Annotated in this window: 9 protein-coding genes; 4 read left to right on the plus strand and 5 right to left on the minus strand. The window is 59.8% G+C overall.

Going from position 1 to position 16314, the window contains the following annotated elements; genetic code table 11:
• Positions 1–196 precede the first annotated feature (196 nt).
• The 4 genes from AB4Y35_RS29450 (at position 197) to AB4Y35_RS29465 (ending at position 3588) form a co-directional block, all read left to right on the plus strand.
• Entirely contained in the window at positions 197–853 is a 657-nt protein-coding gene (locus AB4Y35_RS29450; protein ID WP_368707140.1) for a hypothetical protein, read from the plus strand.
• Complete coding sequence (locus AB4Y35_RS29455; protein WP_368707141.1) at positions 850–1974, plus strand: helix-turn-helix domain-containing protein; 1125 nt, start codon at positions 850–852, stop codon at positions 1972–1974. Before AB4Y35_RS29450 ends, AB4Y35_RS29455 begins: the two co-directional genes overlap by 4 nt.
• 290 nt (positions 1975–2264) lie before the next feature.
• Positions 2265–2843: a hypothetical protein gene (locus AB4Y35_RS29460; RefSeq protein WP_368707142.1), complete on the plus strand. Its 579-nt coding sequence runs from the start codon at positions 2265–2267 to the stop codon at positions 2841–2843.
• 7 nt (positions 2844–2850) lie between these two features.
• Entirely contained in the window at positions 2851–3588 is a 738-nt protein-coding gene (locus tag AB4Y35_RS29465; RefSeq protein ID WP_368707143.1) for a zeta toxin family protein, read from the plus strand.
• Positions 3589–3909: 321 nt separating this feature from the next.
• Here the strand turns inward: AB4Y35_RS29465 and AB4Y35_RS29470 are convergent, their stop codons facing one another.
• The 5 genes from AB4Y35_RS29470 to AB4Y35_RS29490 all read right to left on the minus strand — a co-directional run bounded on the left by AB4Y35_RS29470 (position 3910) and on the right by AB4Y35_RS29490 (position 15630).
• Complete coding sequence (locus AB4Y35_RS29470) at positions 3910–5007, minus strand: HNH endonuclease (RefSeq protein ID WP_368707144.1); 1098 nt, start codon at positions 5005–5007, stop codon at positions 3910–3912.
• Between the two features lie 490 nt (positions 5008–5497).
• Complete coding sequence (locus AB4Y35_RS29475; RefSeq protein ID WP_368707145.1) at positions 5498–7912, minus strand: hypothetical protein; 2415 nt, start codon at positions 7910–7912, stop codon at positions 5498–5500.
• A gap of 550 nt (positions 7913–8462) precedes the next feature.
• Positions 8463–9479: a hypothetical protein gene (locus tag AB4Y35_RS29480; RefSeq protein ID WP_368707146.1), complete on the minus strand. Its 1017-nt coding sequence runs from the start codon at positions 9477–9479 to the stop codon at positions 8463–8465.
• On the minus strand, positions 9476–10486 hold the full coding sequence (locus tag AB4Y35_RS29485) for a hypothetical protein (RefSeq protein WP_368707147.1): 1011 nt from the start codon (positions 10484–10486) through the stop codon (positions 9476–9478). The genes AB4Y35_RS29480 and AB4Y35_RS29485 overlap by 4 nt, the downstream gene beginning before the upstream one ends.
• Positions 10483–15630: an AAA domain-containing protein gene (locus tag AB4Y35_RS29490; RefSeq protein ID WP_368707148.1), complete on the minus strand. Its 5148-nt coding sequence runs from the start codon at positions 15628–15630 to the stop codon at positions 10483–10485. The genes AB4Y35_RS29485 and AB4Y35_RS29490 overlap by 4 nt, the downstream gene beginning before the upstream one ends.
• Between the last annotated feature and the right edge of the window lie 684 nt (positions 15631–16314).

Here is a 16314-nt window from a genome sequence, read left to right on the forward strand (position 1 = left end):
CTATGATAAAGCTCGCCTAGCGACGCTGTAACCCGCCAGCACACTCCAATCATCAACCGGCCCTGAAGAATGACCAGGTTTTCGCCCCGCGAGGCCATCCCCTCGTCGACACCCGACACTCTGCCGCCTTCAGAACTTCTTGTTTTTTCACCTTGTTTAAGGTATAAAAACCGGAAGTTGACTTCGGGGTGCCCCCATGACGCGAATCCACGTTGAAAGCATTGATGCTGAAAACCGCTTAGGTCAGCTCGGCCTTGAGGCGAGCAGGCTCGCCGAAGTCGTGAAACGCGGCTACGTTGCGTTCGCGTCTTGCACAGCGAACGATCCGCCACTCTACCCCGGCTTCAGCGCCTGGGCGGCCATGGTTCGCGCTCTGCGCGAATACGTGCTGCCGGCGGGATGGGAGCGTTCGGACGAGAACAACTACTCACTGGTGATCAACCCGGTGGGTTCTATTGCCATAGCTGTTGCTACCGGCGACGAAGCTACCGGTTTCGCCGGTATCCAGCCGACAACCAAATCGTCAAAAGGCCCAAGCACGGCCGGCGCAGTAACGTCTAACCAGTTACAACTCGATCTCATCTTCCCACCGATCGATGTGCCAGCGCCCGCGCGTCATGCAGCATCCGAGGAGCAGCGAATGACGTGGATTCTGCTGGTCCACCGTGCGCAGGGCGAAGTCCGCTGCGAACTTTCTTTGCCGACCTCGATGGGACTGGACGGCCGTGTAGATGGCTGGCAGGAACGAATCATTTTGGGCGCGATCCCGACTGACCCTGCGGCTCTGGAAGTCGTTCCCCCTTCGCCGCCGGACCAGCCGGATATCAACGTCGACGTCAAGCGGCGAGCATGATCCAGAACGCGCTGTTCAATCCGTCTCGCCTGACCCTGGCTCGCAAGCGGCGCGGGCTGACGATGATCAAGCTCGCCGCCGCGGTAGGCGTCGAGCCACGGTCGATCTCGGCCTATGAAAAAGGGGAGTTCAGCCCTGACGGAGATCGCCTGACCAGACTGTCCTCGGCCCTCGGGTTTCCCAAGGTGTTTTTTTTCGGCGACGACCTGGACGAACCAACACCAGACATTGCCAGTTTTCGGGCGCTCTCAAAGATGACCGCCGGGCAACGGGATACCGCGCTTGGCGCCGGGGCCATCGCCCTCATGCTGAATGGCTGGATCGAAGCACGGTTTGAGCTTCCGACACCGGACTTGCCCGACCTCAGCCGTGAAGACAATCCCGAAGCTGCGGCACTTGCATTGCGTCAGCAATGGGGACTCGGTGAACTACCAGTCAAGAACATGGTGCATCTGCTGGAATCCAAAGGCGTTCGTGTGTTCTCCCTCTCGGTCGATGCGACCGAGGTTGACGCGTTCTCGATGTGGCGACAACGCACGCCCTTCGTATTTCTGAACACCAAGAAATCCGCCGAGCACAGCCGTTTCGACGCAGCCCACGAACTGGGGCATCTGGTCCTTCACCGCCATGGCTCGCCGCAGGGTCGTGAGGCAGAACAACAGGCAAATGCCTTTGCTTCTGCATTCCTGATGCCAAAGTCGAGCATCCTCACCTACGCTCCGAGGATGGCTACCGTCGACCATCTCATCGAACTCAAAAAGTACTGGAGCGTTTCCGTTGCGGCACTGACCTACCGTCTGCACGCTGTGGGCGTACTGAGCGACTGGCACTATCAATCGCTTTACATCGAACTGTCTTCGCGTGGCTATCGCAAACAGGAACCCAACGAAGGGCTGCGTGAGTCATCGCAAATCCTGCAAAAGGTCTTCGCGACACTTCGGAATGAGAGCATTTCCAAGGTGGATATTGCCAGTGACCTATGCGTCCCCGTCGAAGAACTGGATCAGCTTGTTTTCGGGCTGGCGCTTACCGGACTCAGTGGCGGCGGAAACAACAAGGCTCGAACGGGCAAGCCGCCTCAGCTCCGTATCGTGGGTTCCCAAGGGGATGTCCTCGAATGACCGAGGCAGACATGCGCGCCATGTCGCATGAGGATGACCGTACAACGAAAAAAGAACGAGTACGGCTCGCCGGTATCGTGATCGATGCTCTCGCCTTGCTGCTTGAGCAACCCTGACCAGGAAGACGACGGCCAGCGGCAAATATCAATTGCTCTGGCACTAATTTCTACAAGCCAGCTGTATTCCGATAACCGCTCCTGATGTTCCATCCAACCCATTGTCTGTCTGGTGGCAAAACCTGCTTGGGAGGTAGAATGCTCAGAGGGGAAAGCAATACGTGGAGGTCCATCGTGCCTGGTATCAAGCAAGCAGCGACAGCATCACCCAAGTCAGCCAAGGCAGGTGCAGGGAAAGGCGTGGTGGCGAAGCGGCCGGGCAAAAGTGCGGACGTTGTTGTGGCAGCCAAGCGCGCTGGCAAAGGCACAGGCGTTGCCGTGGGAGCGAAGCGTCTGGGCAAGGCCGCCGCGGACGTTGTTACAGCAGCAGCCAAACGCACCAGTAAAAGCGCAGGCGTTGTTGCGGCAGCAAAGCACGCGAACAAAACGGCGAACGACCGGGTCCTAACCGCGCATCGCACAGGGAAAGACACGATGCCCATCGTGGAAGTCACGTTTGGCCACGTCTCGGTGTCAGTCCAGCAACCGACCGCAGCCAATGTCAAACGCGCGGTGACCGCGAGTAAAAAGGTGGCAAAGGGGCTGGGTGAACGTCTGGTCAAACCTGGGGTGACCCTGCGTCACCCGCCGGGGGTGCCCGTCTTTACCGCAGATCCGATCGACCCGCAGCGCGTTGTACGCCGTCTGCATGGGAAGGTGGAACGAGGCCATTTCGTGAAGGGACAGTTCAAACCTGAAAAATCCCACGCATAATTTTCGTATGGCGCGAAAAACTCCAATACAAAAATCCGTCAGCGATATTGTCAAACTCGCCGTTGCGTCCGGCAAACCGTTCGCCATCGTCCTGGCAGGGCACAACGGCTCGGGAAAATCGACGATGTGGTACAAGCACATTGTCGATGACATTCAGATTCCGCTGATCAACGCCGACCGGATGATGCTGTCGATTCTTCCGGAACAGAACAGCAGGGGTAAGTTACGTCCCTGGGCGCAGCGCCTGCGTGATACCGACGCCATGTGGATGCAGGTCGCCCAGAAAGGCGTCGAGAGCTTTGTCGCCCAGGCAATGGCTAACAAGGTTCCTTTTGCCACGGAGACCGTTTTCTCCCACTGGAAGCCTTTGCCCGGCGGAGGCCACGAAAGCAAGATTGACCTGATCCGCAACCTGCAGGCGGCAGGCTATTTCGTCGTGCTACTCTTTGTGGGGCTGAGCAGCGCGGCACTTTCCCTTGGGCGTGTACTCACTCGCGTGGCCGCCGGCGGGCACGACGTCAGCCCGGAAAAAATCCTCGCACGCTTCCCCCGCACGCAGCAGGCCATTCATGCCGCACTGACCGTGGCTGATGCGGCGGTGCTCGTCGACAACAGCCGAGATCTGGCGCGCGCCTTCACGCCATGCTACGTCCGTACGCACACGGACGTGTTGTTTGATATTCGCTCGACTGGCAAGGCACCGCAGGAAATTACCGCGTGGCTGGATATCGTGGCGCCCTACTGACGCCACCTAGGCCAACATCGTGACGCGATGAGCCCCCGTTGGCTGGCTTTCCATCAGCCTATGGGACCGGGCCGATTCACTACTTCGACGGTACTCCCGAGCCCCTTCGCGGGTAGTCGAGATGCGATGGCGGGACGCTTACAGATCTTGCCACACGCGTCGCGATGTGCGGGCCTGAATTCGAGAAGTGCCCGCGGCTTAGTGCGTGTGTTTGGACCGACTGCGCGTCGGCCTCTTTTCGTCCAATTGGCGGGGGCGGCCGGCCGCCGACGGGACGGATACAAAAGCGGTGTGGTACAGCGCCCGCAACCACGTGCCGCGTCAGCGTTGAAAGACCCGTTCGCGGTGATATTTGAGGTAGGCCTCCGTCCCATCGGGGACGAAGCGAAGCGACTTCGGCAATCCGAGCGCCTCGATATGCCGGGCTTCGAGCCGCGGTGATATCTGCATGCCGCCGCCGTCTACGAAGGTAATGAGCCCTTTGTCGAAGAGTGCATCGAGGTTGGCCGACAACAGAAGCCCGTTGAAGCTGTCGAGCTTCTGCTTGCGAGTTGAGTGATTCCATGGCTTGATGTGCGAGGCGATCAAGAGTTCGCGGCAGTCAATTCCACTAACCGCGCACGCGCCGCCCCACACTTGCATGAGCTTCTCTCGAAACCGGCCCTGGCCACGCCGCGCGTTCGCGCGCGTGAGCACATCCGTAACGGGCTCGTCGCCATCCGGCCGGTCCTCTATGTCTAGACGCGCCGTCGGGGCGCATTGCATCGCATCCGCAAGAATGCCCCACTTCTTGTTGCGTCGAGCCGCTGGGATCGCGTCGAGAACGCGGCCGACGGTAGGTAAGTCCCATTCGGTGTAACTGCCAAACATCCCGAGCAGCTTACCTTTCCCTGTGATCTCGCGCGCATCGAGAGTGACTGGTTGATCGAGCCACCAATAAAAATCATCGGGGCAGACCCAGTTGGGGATCCAGTGGAGATTTTGCCGCCAGCCAGTCATAAAGGTCGGCTTGTGGCCGCCGTATTGCGTCTGCACGTTTTCGACCGCCCACGCGTCTTTCCAAAAGTCGTCGAGCGAGAGTTCTCGGACGATTGCTTCGCGTTGCGTTTGATCGCGCTCTTGCGAGAGCCCAATCGCGTTGCCGGCGATACCGACGAGCTGCTGGATACCGTCGTGCGAGACCGTCATGAAAACGAATGTCTGCCCTGCATTCTCATCGAGCGGTGCGGAGCCGAGACCTTCAGTGTGAAACACCCGAAAGCGCTCCTCGCCACGCTTGAGCACCATTCGCGGCGAGTTGTTCCACTCCTCATGCCCGTAGCCGGTCTCGCGGGGATAGCCACTAGTCGCGATCACGCCAGAGGGCACGATGTAGTCGTTGGTATTCCAAAGTATCGGCTTTTGGATAAACAGCGCCATCGCTCTCTCTCATTCTCTCGTTTCTGCAAATAGGTCGCGCTGGGAAACGCGCGACAGAATAGCGTCTGCCGTGGTCTGCGGCTAGGCGCCTACCCACCTCGTTCTATCGAACAAGCCAGCAATTTCCGGATGCGGCCGATGTGGCTCAGCGCAGCTCTGGAGCAACGCGCCGGCGCGGATTTAGAACGCTTAAAGGTGACAGTCCGCCGCCGCCCACGCGCCACATAAAACGATCTGATCCGGATGAGTCCAGTCTGACCCGAGCCCTCACTCCAATGCTGCGCTTTTGCTCGCCAACATCGGTGCCAATTCCGCCGAAGGACGCAAGCTCCACCGACTCAAAGTATCTGTTACTCGGATTCTGCTGTACATCGCGTTCGTATCGCGATACATCTAGATCAGCAATCGTGCACACATCGATCCTATTAGGCAAGCGATAGTCGTAGCCGACGAAGTGGGCAGTTGATGCGCCGATGTGCGCTACGTCGGTTCAGAGAGCCCAAGGAGGGGTCGGGGGCGGCAGGCGCGATACGAATGGGTCTTCGCTGGACGCCTCTAGCAAGGCTAACAACACCGGCTTGTTTTGATTGCCGTCGTAGTCGTAAGACCAACGGTCATCACCCCAATCCGTCGAAACGAAATCCTCTAAGATGTGAACGGCCTTATGCACATCGTCGCCCGATACCTTCCCCGAGGCGCGAAGGAAACTGACGAACTGCTTCGATGCGGCACTGTAGTCGATCAACGAATAGGGCATGAATTCGACGATGAAGCGACAGACAAACCGGTTCAAGTCATAGTCCGGCAGTTCCATCACCACGGCGTTCCAGGCGTGGTGCGAAGATGGCAAGAAATCGTAAAACTCCATATCGACCCAAGGAATCCGCCGCGGATGCAGTGTGTACATCAGGCGGGATAGCGCAGATTTCCCAAATCCCCAGTCCATTGACGCCTCCACATTGCGGATGAACTGACGGTAGTCCCGCACGTCCAATGCACGCAGGAGCTGGGCGTCGACCACTTGGGCTACCTTATTCCAAGCGCTGTCATGCGGTGGCACGTCGGGATAGATTTCGGTGATTAGCGTCACGATTCGCTCGAGTCGGCTCGCAAAATTGGCTTGATCCATCGTCTCGGCAAGATTCAGAACGACGGCCACAAACACCGGATGAACGTCGAGCCTCCTTTCCACGACCAGCCGACGCAGCGCGTCAAGTGATGTCCTCTCCAAGGTGACGCGGTGATTTTCCCAACGCTGTGCGACGCCCGTATTGACCAAGTACTCGATGAACGCCTCCCCATGCAGGCGTACTCCCGTCTTGTGAGCTACTTGCTCGGCGATGCGCTCCATGTCGGAGTCCCTGTTCTGTGCGAACGCCACGTAGACGCCGTATACCAGTGCCGCATGTTGCCACGGCATGTGGTGGTAGGCCGAGATCAGTCGAACCGTTCGATAGCCAACGGTCTCCTGGAGGGCCCGCTCAGCCAGATCCTCAAGCAGTCTGCTGTTCGGATCGGCTTGGGGTAGATCGAAGGGCAGACTCCCCCAATCATCGGCAGGTGTGGGTTGAATCATGTGCTGCGCGTGCTCGCGCACTAAGGTGCCGAACAAATTCAGAGTGAATGGCTCCGCAACGTCGCGCAAGACCGCCTCTCGCGCAGCCTCGAGCGACTTCAGTTGCCAAGACGTCAGGCCGGCCTGGTTCAGCACGATTTGCCAGCGGGCTTTATCATCGTAATGTTCCTCTTCGATTTTCACGCGATGGCACTGAAGACGCGTACGCATGTGGTCCGGCAGGCGTCGATACACATCAAGGTCGCAGGTCACGATGAAGAACTTGTCCCTGGGAGCCTGCGCCAATATCTCCGGAAAGTTGGTCCACGCATGCGAATGAACGGCGCCATATTTTGCCCAGCCATCCTTAACAACCAATAATGCTGGACCTTCATTCCGCAGGCGAACCGGTAAGCCGGCGAGATCCTCCAACGGGATCACCGGGCACGGCAGCGAATCCAGTTCGAAACTGGCCGCGAGATAGTCGGCCAGCGAGGCCTTGCCAATATCCGGGGCTCCCACTATCACGACACAACGTTGTTCACGTAGAGTTGATGCGGCTTGAGCGGCAATGGCCGGCGGTACATATCCCGGGATGGGTCCCGACGCCGGTCTTGCCCCGTGACGTTCCAGCATCGCGCTAAGCTCAATCGCGGTGAAGCGAGTGTCACGCTTGCCGAGCATGCACAGCCGAAACGCATCCTTGAGGGCCGCCATACAGCCGGCTACCTCGCCGCGGGGTACCCCGCCCTTTTTAGTGAGGAGATCGCGAATCCGATACCCCAGCAGTTCTGCACTCAGGTCGTGGAGTATGTGCAAGCGCCCGCGCAGAGTGGCCAGCAGATCATGCCGGCCATCTGCTAACAGTTCTACGGGAAACCCCGCGTCATCGCGCCCGAGCGGTATCGTGGTACGAACAAGCCCGGCCAGTTCGTCGTTGACACGCGCATCTGTCACCAGAGTGTACGACAGAGAGGCATCGTTCAACAGCATCTCCAGGGCTCTAGTCCGATGTCGCGATCCGGCATCAGCCCCCTTCACCGATGTGCCTTGACCGATCACGTTTCCCAGCGCCTTAAGTGACCAGTGCCGAGATGATAGCGTTTTCATTTGGTAGATTGCACGCATCGACTGGCCATCCGATGCGACCACGGTAGATGATTCCTGATCCGGCGACGACACCGTGCCGACAAACTCGGCCTCGAGATCTTCGTGGTTCTCTGGTTCCACCACAACCTGTGTGACACGCCCGCTCTCGAGCATTAGCGACAACGAGATCCAGATCGAGGCCACGATCTGGTATTCGTATCCGCGATATCCACTCAATCCTCTCTGCTTCTCTTCAGCCATGCTTCCCCCAACAGATGGGTTGCCCGAGAACCGGACGAGATACGGCGCGCGACCGTTCTTATGACCTCAAGTCGTCCCATTCGGCGACCGTCTCTCCCACGTGCACGCCACGCGGGATGCTCGGGCCACGATAGACGCTTCGCGTTTCCAACGTACATCGCCAGCCTAGGCGCGGGCCGCTACCCGAGCGAACTCTTGCCGACTCCTCGGTCGCCGCAAATGAATACATGGCGACCTGCGGCGTACAGACTTCGCTTGATCGTATAAGGCTCCTTCTCGCGCCTCTTCAAGTACTCGATGCAGTGGATCAGTCGCGACGCAGAAAGCACTGCGCCCAGCTTCCTTCCGAACTCGACTTCGGTGTAGCCTCGGATCACCGCGCCTCCGCTTTTTACGCTGGCTGCCCCCCGACAATCGGTGGCTCCTTTGGCGTGCGATTATGGCATTCAACCCGAACGCCATCCAACGAACCTGCGGTTTCGGCGTTCCTGTCATAGTGTGCACTGGCCATCGTCGCCTGCCACACGCCCCTTCACGCGAAAGCCCCTGTTCATCCCAGCGTCGGATTGGACCACCGATCGGTAGTGCGTGTACGCAGCCATATATAGAGCCCGGCGCGTGCCGGATCTGCAGGCGCTGCATCGGTGGCAACAAGTGCGCAACCGGCATCGATCAGCTTCCCCAACGCGACATTGCGTCTCATCAAGGTCGCGTGACCAGCGCCCGACAGTTGATAAAGCCCCTCCATTGTTGCCACGTAAATATCGTCCTGAAATGTCGAGATACCCAATGGCTTACCTGCAACCCGATGCGTGATGGTCACTGCGGAGGTGTCGCCCGTCACGACCCATCCTCCATCGACGACCGCACACATCCGACCGTCGTGCGTCACGACTCCGGCGACCACATTGACAAACGCTGCATCCTCCGGCGACCACGGGACCTGCGGTGCACTCCACACACCTTTGCGTGCGCGCGCAAGCAATGTGCCCCCATATCCGAGCGCAATTGCGCCAGCAGAAGTCGCCAGGATATCGTTGACTCCTCCGGAGAACTCGGGCGCCCTACTACAGAATTCGAGGCTGGCAGCGCTTCCCTGCCAGCAGTAGATCCGCCGGCTGAACGTCCCTATCAACAGTTCATCCGCGCTCCAGCACAGACACACCGCGACTTCCGGCGTTGCTGCGCCTTCGCACTCGAATACGAGCTCGTGCGTGTACCACGTGGCGCCGTCGTGAAGCGATGGGTGCACGGCCATGGCCTCCCATTCAGGACGATCCTGCATCGGCATATTCGTGATAAGCGCTCCACCGGCAGTGATGGCCCACAGATGACCGTTTGCGTTGCCCGCAATCGCCTGGATTGCGTCGGGCACCCAGACGTCGTACGAGATGGAAAACGCGTCTCCTTGGAAGTGGCCATGCACAACCCACGACGTCCGGTTCCCATCATCTTCGTCGATCGCGTGGACCGCCCAATACGGCACGTCACCCACCATCGTCAGATCGGCGGACACGTATGCGCAGTTGCGCATCGTCCCTGCAGTGCTATCGTCCAAATCGATCATGCCTTATCGGCCAGAGACGGCTGAGGTTGCACGCGGGGAGGCGCGACACCCGATGCGTTCCTGACAAGTGGCAGCTCGCGGTTCATGTCCCAGTTCATATCGCGATAGTGATTACGAGCCTGGATGAGCAATGCGGTTGCAATTGCCCGGCCCACTTTTTGTCGCTCCGGCCACGTCATGAAACCCGCTTGGGCGATTGCATAGCCCTTGACGTTTTCCTTCTGGAAGTCCGCCCCGGAGCGCATCGCCGGATCGCTCAGCAACGATTCGACTGCCAGATCCGCGGTCGTATAGATATTCGTCATCCAGACATGCACGCGTTCAAGGTACTCGCCAACGGTGGGATTACGATCGAGCGTAGCAAAATACTGCCGTACCGTAATCTGCGCATCGGTGGCAAATTTATGCTGAGAGCCGCGATTTTGGCCATCCTGCAGAAACGTCGCAAAGCCGCTGGCTTTCGTCGGAGAATCGCCGCGCAACGTGGTGCGCCCCCGCATGGCCTTGTCTGGGATCAGATGATCAGCATCGTAACCGCGGACAACCAAACCGTGCCCGACTTGACTGCGCAGATCGCCGTAGCTTCCCGTGCTTGTTGGCATACGAAGCAGTTCACGCAACGCGCTCACATCGGAGGCAGCAATCTCATCGGTCCGCCAGTCCAGCTTCTCGACTGCGCTCGCGATCTTCACTACCGTCTCGATCTCCTGCCGAAGAACCTCGTCGGGTAACGGCCATGCAATCGCCACAGTTTGCGCATTGAGGTCCGCCGGCGAGCCCGTTTCCAGGTATTTGCTGATTGCCTCGCGAGCCTGCGCTTCACTCAGGCGATGTCCGTCGGTGCGCGGATAGGTTACGCCGCCGACGTCGAACGATTCGACGAACTGATCCTGATTCGCGGTGTGCAACGCACGAAAGTGGTTGAGCGCTGCGGGATCATCCGGCGCCCGCTGGCAGGCGTCGAACGCTTCGCGCACGGCGCGCATGTCATGAAATGCAACGCTCATTGCTCCACCGTTTCTTCCGTTGCCTGCGGCGTTCCGGTCGGCCGCCCGATAGCGGCGGGCCCGCTCAACAGCGCGGCCAGATGCGTGCCGAATGTCGATGGCCGCCCCAGACCTCGACGCTCCATCCAGAGCAGCAACTGATCGACACTCGGCAAGGACAGCGACCGCGTATGAATGCTCTCGTCCACAGTCACGACCGCGCCTTGACCGATCGCCCTTTCATCTTCAGGTTTCGCCCATTGGCGTGCAATGCAATCCCACCCAACAGGATCAACAGCAGACCATCCGGCTCGCTCCAAACCCGTCGCGATGGCGATTTCGACGCCGAGCGCTTCGTCGTCAACAGCGCCAGACACATCGAGCGGATACACGTGGCGAACCAGTTGGACTTCGGTATCCACGACGACCGCAGCCAAAGTCATCGCCTGCAACATCGCATAGACTTTCAAGGCCGAATCCGGGAATCCCTGCATCGTCTTGCTCTGCGCATTGACACGCACATCGAGAGGCGTGAGTGCGCCGCGTGCGCCATGGCGCGCCGCAGCCAAGCTGTCATCAGCCGCCCGCGCTTCCGGCGTAGCGATCTGAGCCAGGGCTATATGCTTGTCGCCGACCGCCCACGTGGGTAACGCGACAGCAGGTTGCTGAGCGAACAGATCGAGCGGCGAACCCGACGCGTCAAGTGTGGGTCCCCACGGTTGCGCTACCTCGAGCGTCCCGTCGCGCGCTCGCAGCGTGTCGTCGAAGCGGACGGCCCAGGTCGCCACGAAATGCCGATAGTCGTCAAGCGACGCACCTGGCTTCAAAGCCAGTTTCGACAACGCAAAGTCGAACCCGTTCAGAAGCGAGCCGGAGCTGATGTTTCTGAGCCACGCGTCGTCAAGCAACCGACCAGCCATTTCCTTGCCGGTCGGTGTCAGCCTCAATACGCCGGTTCCGTCCACGGAGGCCCATGCGCCTGTCGCCACCTGACCCGGCGCCGGATCTGTTCCTGGGTCGTCCAGTTCCCCCGGACGTCGCTCATAAAGCAACTGCAGGAGCCGCATCGTTTCCGATGGCATCAACCGAAATCTCTGGAATGCCTCACGCAGCACGGCATTCGTGCCGATACGATCGTCGCTCGGCACATGCTCGATGTTCCCGGACACAAGACACGGAACCGATGCGAGACGAACACCCGCAATGCGTTGCCGGTACTGCTGCGCGGTTTCAAGGCTTGACGTTCCCCATGGCTGCCACGGTCCTGACTTGCGACTCACCACGAGCCTCGCAGGCACGCTTTGCTGCATCTGCCCGACGACGACGCCAACACTGAGTCCGTAACGGCCGCCGCGTGCATCACCCTCATCGCCTTCGCCAGCCAGCGCGCGCAATAGCGGTCCCTTGACACGGCCGCCACCAGGTACGCCATGCCGTGCATAGACAGACCCCACAAGATTGTCGAGCACGCGCGTCGCGAGCGCGCCGTAGGCCACACCCATATTCAGCGCGGCGCAGGCGCTCTGCGTGCGCGCAAGCGGCGTATCGCCCGAAATCTCGACGACGGTCGCTTCGCTGAAAGCATCGTCAAGCGCCACCGACGTCAACGCCTGGAATCGCACACGCCGAACGCGCTTCACATGAGTAAACCAGGCAGCCCCGCTCAGCACATCAAGTATGTGCCACGCGATGGCCTCACCCTGCGCATCGTTGTCCGTGCCAAGAATGAGTTCTTCACACTGCAGCAGCCGCGACGCTGTCCGGGCCAGCAGCATTTGCACATCCGTCTGCCCCGTCCTCCCGATTAGGTACCAGTGCGGCTTCAGGCCATCTGCACTACGAATGGAACCCGGCCCGGCAAGATCGCGTATGTGACCACCTGAGCCAAACACCTGGATCGGTTCCTGCAACAGTTGCTGAATGATCTTCGCCTTATGCGGTGACTCGACCACCATCAACTTCGTCGGCCCGAGCTTGACAGCAGGCTGGCGCCGCGCCCCGGTGCGCGCTTCGCGCTCCGACTCACGCACCCCGGCGAGACATCGGCCAACGATTGCGGACGGCAGGTCGTTGCCAGTACTCATCGCCTGCGCCGAAAAGAACAGGTCCGAATGGCCGAACAGGATGAAACACTTCTGCGCGCGGCTAATGGCAACGTTGAGCAGTCGACCGTCATCGCGATCGATAAAGACGCGTTCCCGGTGATTATTCGACGTACGCTGGCTGGCGCGGCTTTCCTTGTTGACGGCGCTGAACAGCACGACTGGCTTTTCCGCACCTTGCAGCGTATGCACGGTGCCGATCGTCATACGCTCGCTCAACGCAGGCTCTCCACTCAATGTCCAGGCTTTATCGAGCCGCTCCCTCACGGCTTCACGGATCGCACGCACCTGTCCGCGAAACGGCGACACAATGGCAATGACCTTCGCGAGGTCCTCCTGCTCACCCACTCTCCCGTCCGCTCGGGCGACCCACCTGCAAAGCCGCGGTCCGACGGTTTCCAGCCAGCTCACAATCGCTTCGACCTCGCCCGGATTGAGCCACGAATCGGTCTTGACCGGTTCGTCGTTTGCGCCTCCTGTCTGAAAAAATGCCAGAGGGGGCAACGGATAGGTCTGCTTCATGCGCCTACGTAGCGCCGCTTCAGATGCTGGGTCCGGCTCCAGCGGACGCTCGCCGTCTGCGAACGAGCCAGGCAACGGATCCTTGACCATCGGCACGAGCTCGCGCGTCCTCACCGCACCGTCCGGATCGCGGTCGTGTTCGTGATACAGCAGGTCGATGCATACGTTGATGATCGATTCCGCGCAACGGTAATGCTCCCGCAACAGGAGTCCATCGCGGATATGCCCATCCGGTGCACGCTCCGCGCGCGACGCACCGGTTGCCGCGAGCTTCATCACGGAGCCTGTTGCCGCATCCGCGCCGCGCAGCCGCCAGTTGCCGAACAGCGCTTCGTTAGCGTAGCGATCCGCCACCTGGCGCGCGTCGAGTTCTTCGGTTATCGACGACACGGGCGCGAGCTGCTTCATGTCCCCGACGACAACCGCTTTCTTCGCGAGGCTGAATACAGGTGCGCCGAGTTCAGGCGCAGCCTGTCCCGCTTCGTCGACGATTAGCAAATCGACGAAATCGAACATGGGCTCGCGTTCGTCGCTCAGCAGTCTGGGCGCGCTGTGCAACGTCGACACCATGCAGGGAAAAAGCATGGCGAGCCGGCGCAGATTCGCGGGCCTGCCCTCCTGCTGCTCCGCGAGACTCATGAGCCAGCGCGCCTCCCAATAGCGCGCCGCCAGGTGAAACGCTAGAGGACGCAGCGCAACATCGACGATTTTTTCCGCTAGGAGGCGTCGCGCATGCGCTCCCGTCGCCTGCTTCAGTTCGTCGCCGAGCGGCTCTAGCCACCTCGAAGACAACATTACGACCGCACCGGCTTGCCCGTTGGTGAGCCCATCGCCGCGTATCAGCGCGGCCCGCACCCGCTCCTGTTCGCCGACCGCTACGTGCAACGCCTGCTGGAGTAGTCTTGCGAGCGTCCCGAGTCGCAGTACGACGTCCTTGATTGCCTCTTCCTGAACGCCGGTGGTCGGTACGTCTGAGTATCGCGGATACGATCCGGATTGACACGACGATTTAGCAATGCGCGCGATCGCAGCAACACTATCGCCTACGGCTCGGCGCTGCTGGTCCGTCAGAAGCGGCCCAAGCGCGACCAGTGCTTTCTCAAACCCGCGAGCCCAGTACAGTGCTGCAAAGGGCAGATGCTCGCGTTTCGCATGGGTACTCGACGCTCCCACGCCTTGCACGACAAGCTTGCCGCTCCTCTTGTCTGCCTTCATGATAGAAAAGCGTTCTCGGTGCTTCTCGCGCTTGGCCGTCGACGGAAAGCTCGCCGTGAAACCCAGACGCTTCCTGCCGCCCCTCTTCAGCCAACGCCTCGCGAGCGCATCATACTCGCCGACCGCACCATCGAACGTTCCCATGACGTTTTCGACGCTTTGGTTCGTGGCACCGCAAACGAGCGTCATCGGACAAACCGGCTGATCCTCGCATGCGGCACTCACCCACTGGTTAGCGATCATCGCGCGCAGCATGGCGGTTTTGCCGGTGCCTGGCGGCCCACTAACCGCAATGACGCCGCCCCCTTTGTCTAGTTCGATTAGCGCATGGACTGCACGACGCTGCGAATCGTTCAGCGGGTCGGCACTGCGCCCGTCATCGGGGCGATCAACCTTCGCGCCTTTGTCGACCATGCCGATGTGGCGCCGTGCCGTGGTCTCACCGATCGGCGCAGCAACGTCCAGTGCGCTCGATTTTCTATCGCTCCCACCGAGCAACTGCGCGAGAGCCCCCGGCGACCGGTCACCCGGCATGGCTTCATAAACGTCCAGGAGCGCACGAACAGCAAAGCCTGGCACGCGAGGCACTGCGGCCCAGAATCCCCTCACGCGGGAGTATCCGTCGCTTTCGGCACTCTGCTGCAGGGTAGTCCACAACTGCACGCTCGCCTTGACGTACACGGCAAGCGATGCGCCTTCCCCGCAGGCAGTGAAGAATGTCTCCAGTGCACCGCGGTACGTGTCCAGATGTGCAAAGGGTTCGGGCTGGTCGTCCCGATCGGAAACGGGTTGTGGATCGAGCCATTGGCGCACGATGCGCGGCCACTGATCCTGTGCGTCACGTGGCAGGTAAGCCCGCCCTTCCCTGTCGATTTCAAACGGAAACCAGTAGACGATGTCCAATGGTGGAGCATCGTCAGCTTTGGCCCCTGGCATGCCGGGCCAGAGCGTCAAATCGGCCTTCCATTTCGACGACGCGTAGAAAACCACTGCCATTCTGATGCGATCGTCCGTGAACTCAGGCTCGTCGTCCACGTCCTCCTCGTCGGCATCCTGATCCACGCCGACTTCGTCGGTTGCAGCTGCGGGGCCGGCGGGAGCGGCTCGCCGATTGCCAGACATTGCTTGCTCGATGAGAGCGTCAAGCGCAGCTTGCGCAGAACCAAATCCCAACGTGAATGAATTCCAGCCGAGGCGCAGCGGATCTCCAACGGCGAACCGGAATTTCGACCTTGCGAAAGCCGAGATATCGTCGGATTTCAGGGTCTCGTACCAGTATTGCAGCACCGCATCCGTCAAAGGAACGACGGCACGGGACTTCAGCATTGCGTTCCGTGCCTGCGACGACGTTTGCGTTGCCGGGATTTCGCGGTCGGGACTTCGACGCTCATTGTGCGGCCCTTCCCCATGTGGTGCGCTTCCAGCCAACGCAGATGCAATCTTTCCCCAAACTTTGCGGAGCATGTTATTTCTTGTTTACTCTAAGCTGCTGTAACGCTATGTGCCGACAATGACTAACGTCTTGCCCCCGCCCGCCTCATGTGATAACCGTTCGCTGATCTCGCACATTGACGGTGCAATTCAATCCGACCGAGTCGCACTATGACACAAATTCGCGGCACTATCTGCCGTTGAATACGCACCAATTGAGTTTTAACCAAACATCACAATCACCTGATGGCAGAAATGTTCTGCCTATTCATTTTGCATAAAATTGATCTTGCGATATGACTTCATAGCTAGGACACCTTTTACACTATCCAGCACAGCACGTATCCTCACACGCGTTTGAAAATCGTATACTGCCGGCACCATCAGCACGGAAATGAGCAAATGCAGGTATTCACGTATCGAAGTACCGGCCATTGGCAACGGACGCGGTCGACTAGCGAGAACGCGGAACCCGTGTCAGATCCAGCGCTCGATGAAATACAGCGCAGTCTGTCTGACTGCTTCCGGTGCAACAACCTGATTGTTCTCACAGGCCTTGGAACATCGCTGCACGTGAAC

It is taken from the genome of Paraburkholderia sp. EG286A (assembly GCF_040965375.1).
GTDB lineage: Bacteria > Pseudomonadota > Gammaproteobacteria > Burkholderiales > Burkholderiaceae > Paraburkholderia.

Coding starts and splice junctions, on each gene's coding strand:
- AB4Y35_RS29490 (WP_368707148.1), bottom strand. CDS start 15,630: ATGCTGAAGTCCCGTGCCGTCGTTCCTTTGACGGATGCGGTGCTGCAA.
- AB4Y35_RS29480 (WP_368707146.1), bottom strand. CDS start 9,479: ATGATCGATTTGGACGATAGCACTGCAGGGACGATGCGCAACTGCGCA.
- AB4Y35_RS29475 (WP_368707145.1), bottom strand. CDS start 7,912: ATGGCTGAAGAGAAGCAGAGAGGATTGAGTGGATATCGCGGATACGAA.
- AB4Y35_RS29455 (WP_368707141.1), top strand. CDS start 850: ATGATCCAGAACGCGCTGTTCAATCCGTCTCGCCTGACCCTGGCTCGC.
- AB4Y35_RS29470 (WP_368707144.1), bottom strand. CDS start 5,007: ATGGCGCTGTTTATCCAAAAGCCGATACTTTGGAATACCAACGACTAC.
- AB4Y35_RS29465 (WP_368707143.1), top strand. CDS start 2,851: ATGGCGCGAAAAACTCCAATACAAAAATCCGTCAGCGATATTGTCAAA.
- AB4Y35_RS29450 (WP_368707140.1), top strand. CDS start 197: ATGACGCGAATCCACGTTGAAAGCATTGATGCTGAAAACCGCTTAGGT.
- AB4Y35_RS29485 (WP_368707147.1), bottom strand. CDS start 10,486: ATGAGCGTTGCATTTCATGACATGCGCGCCGTGCGCGAAGCGTTCGAC.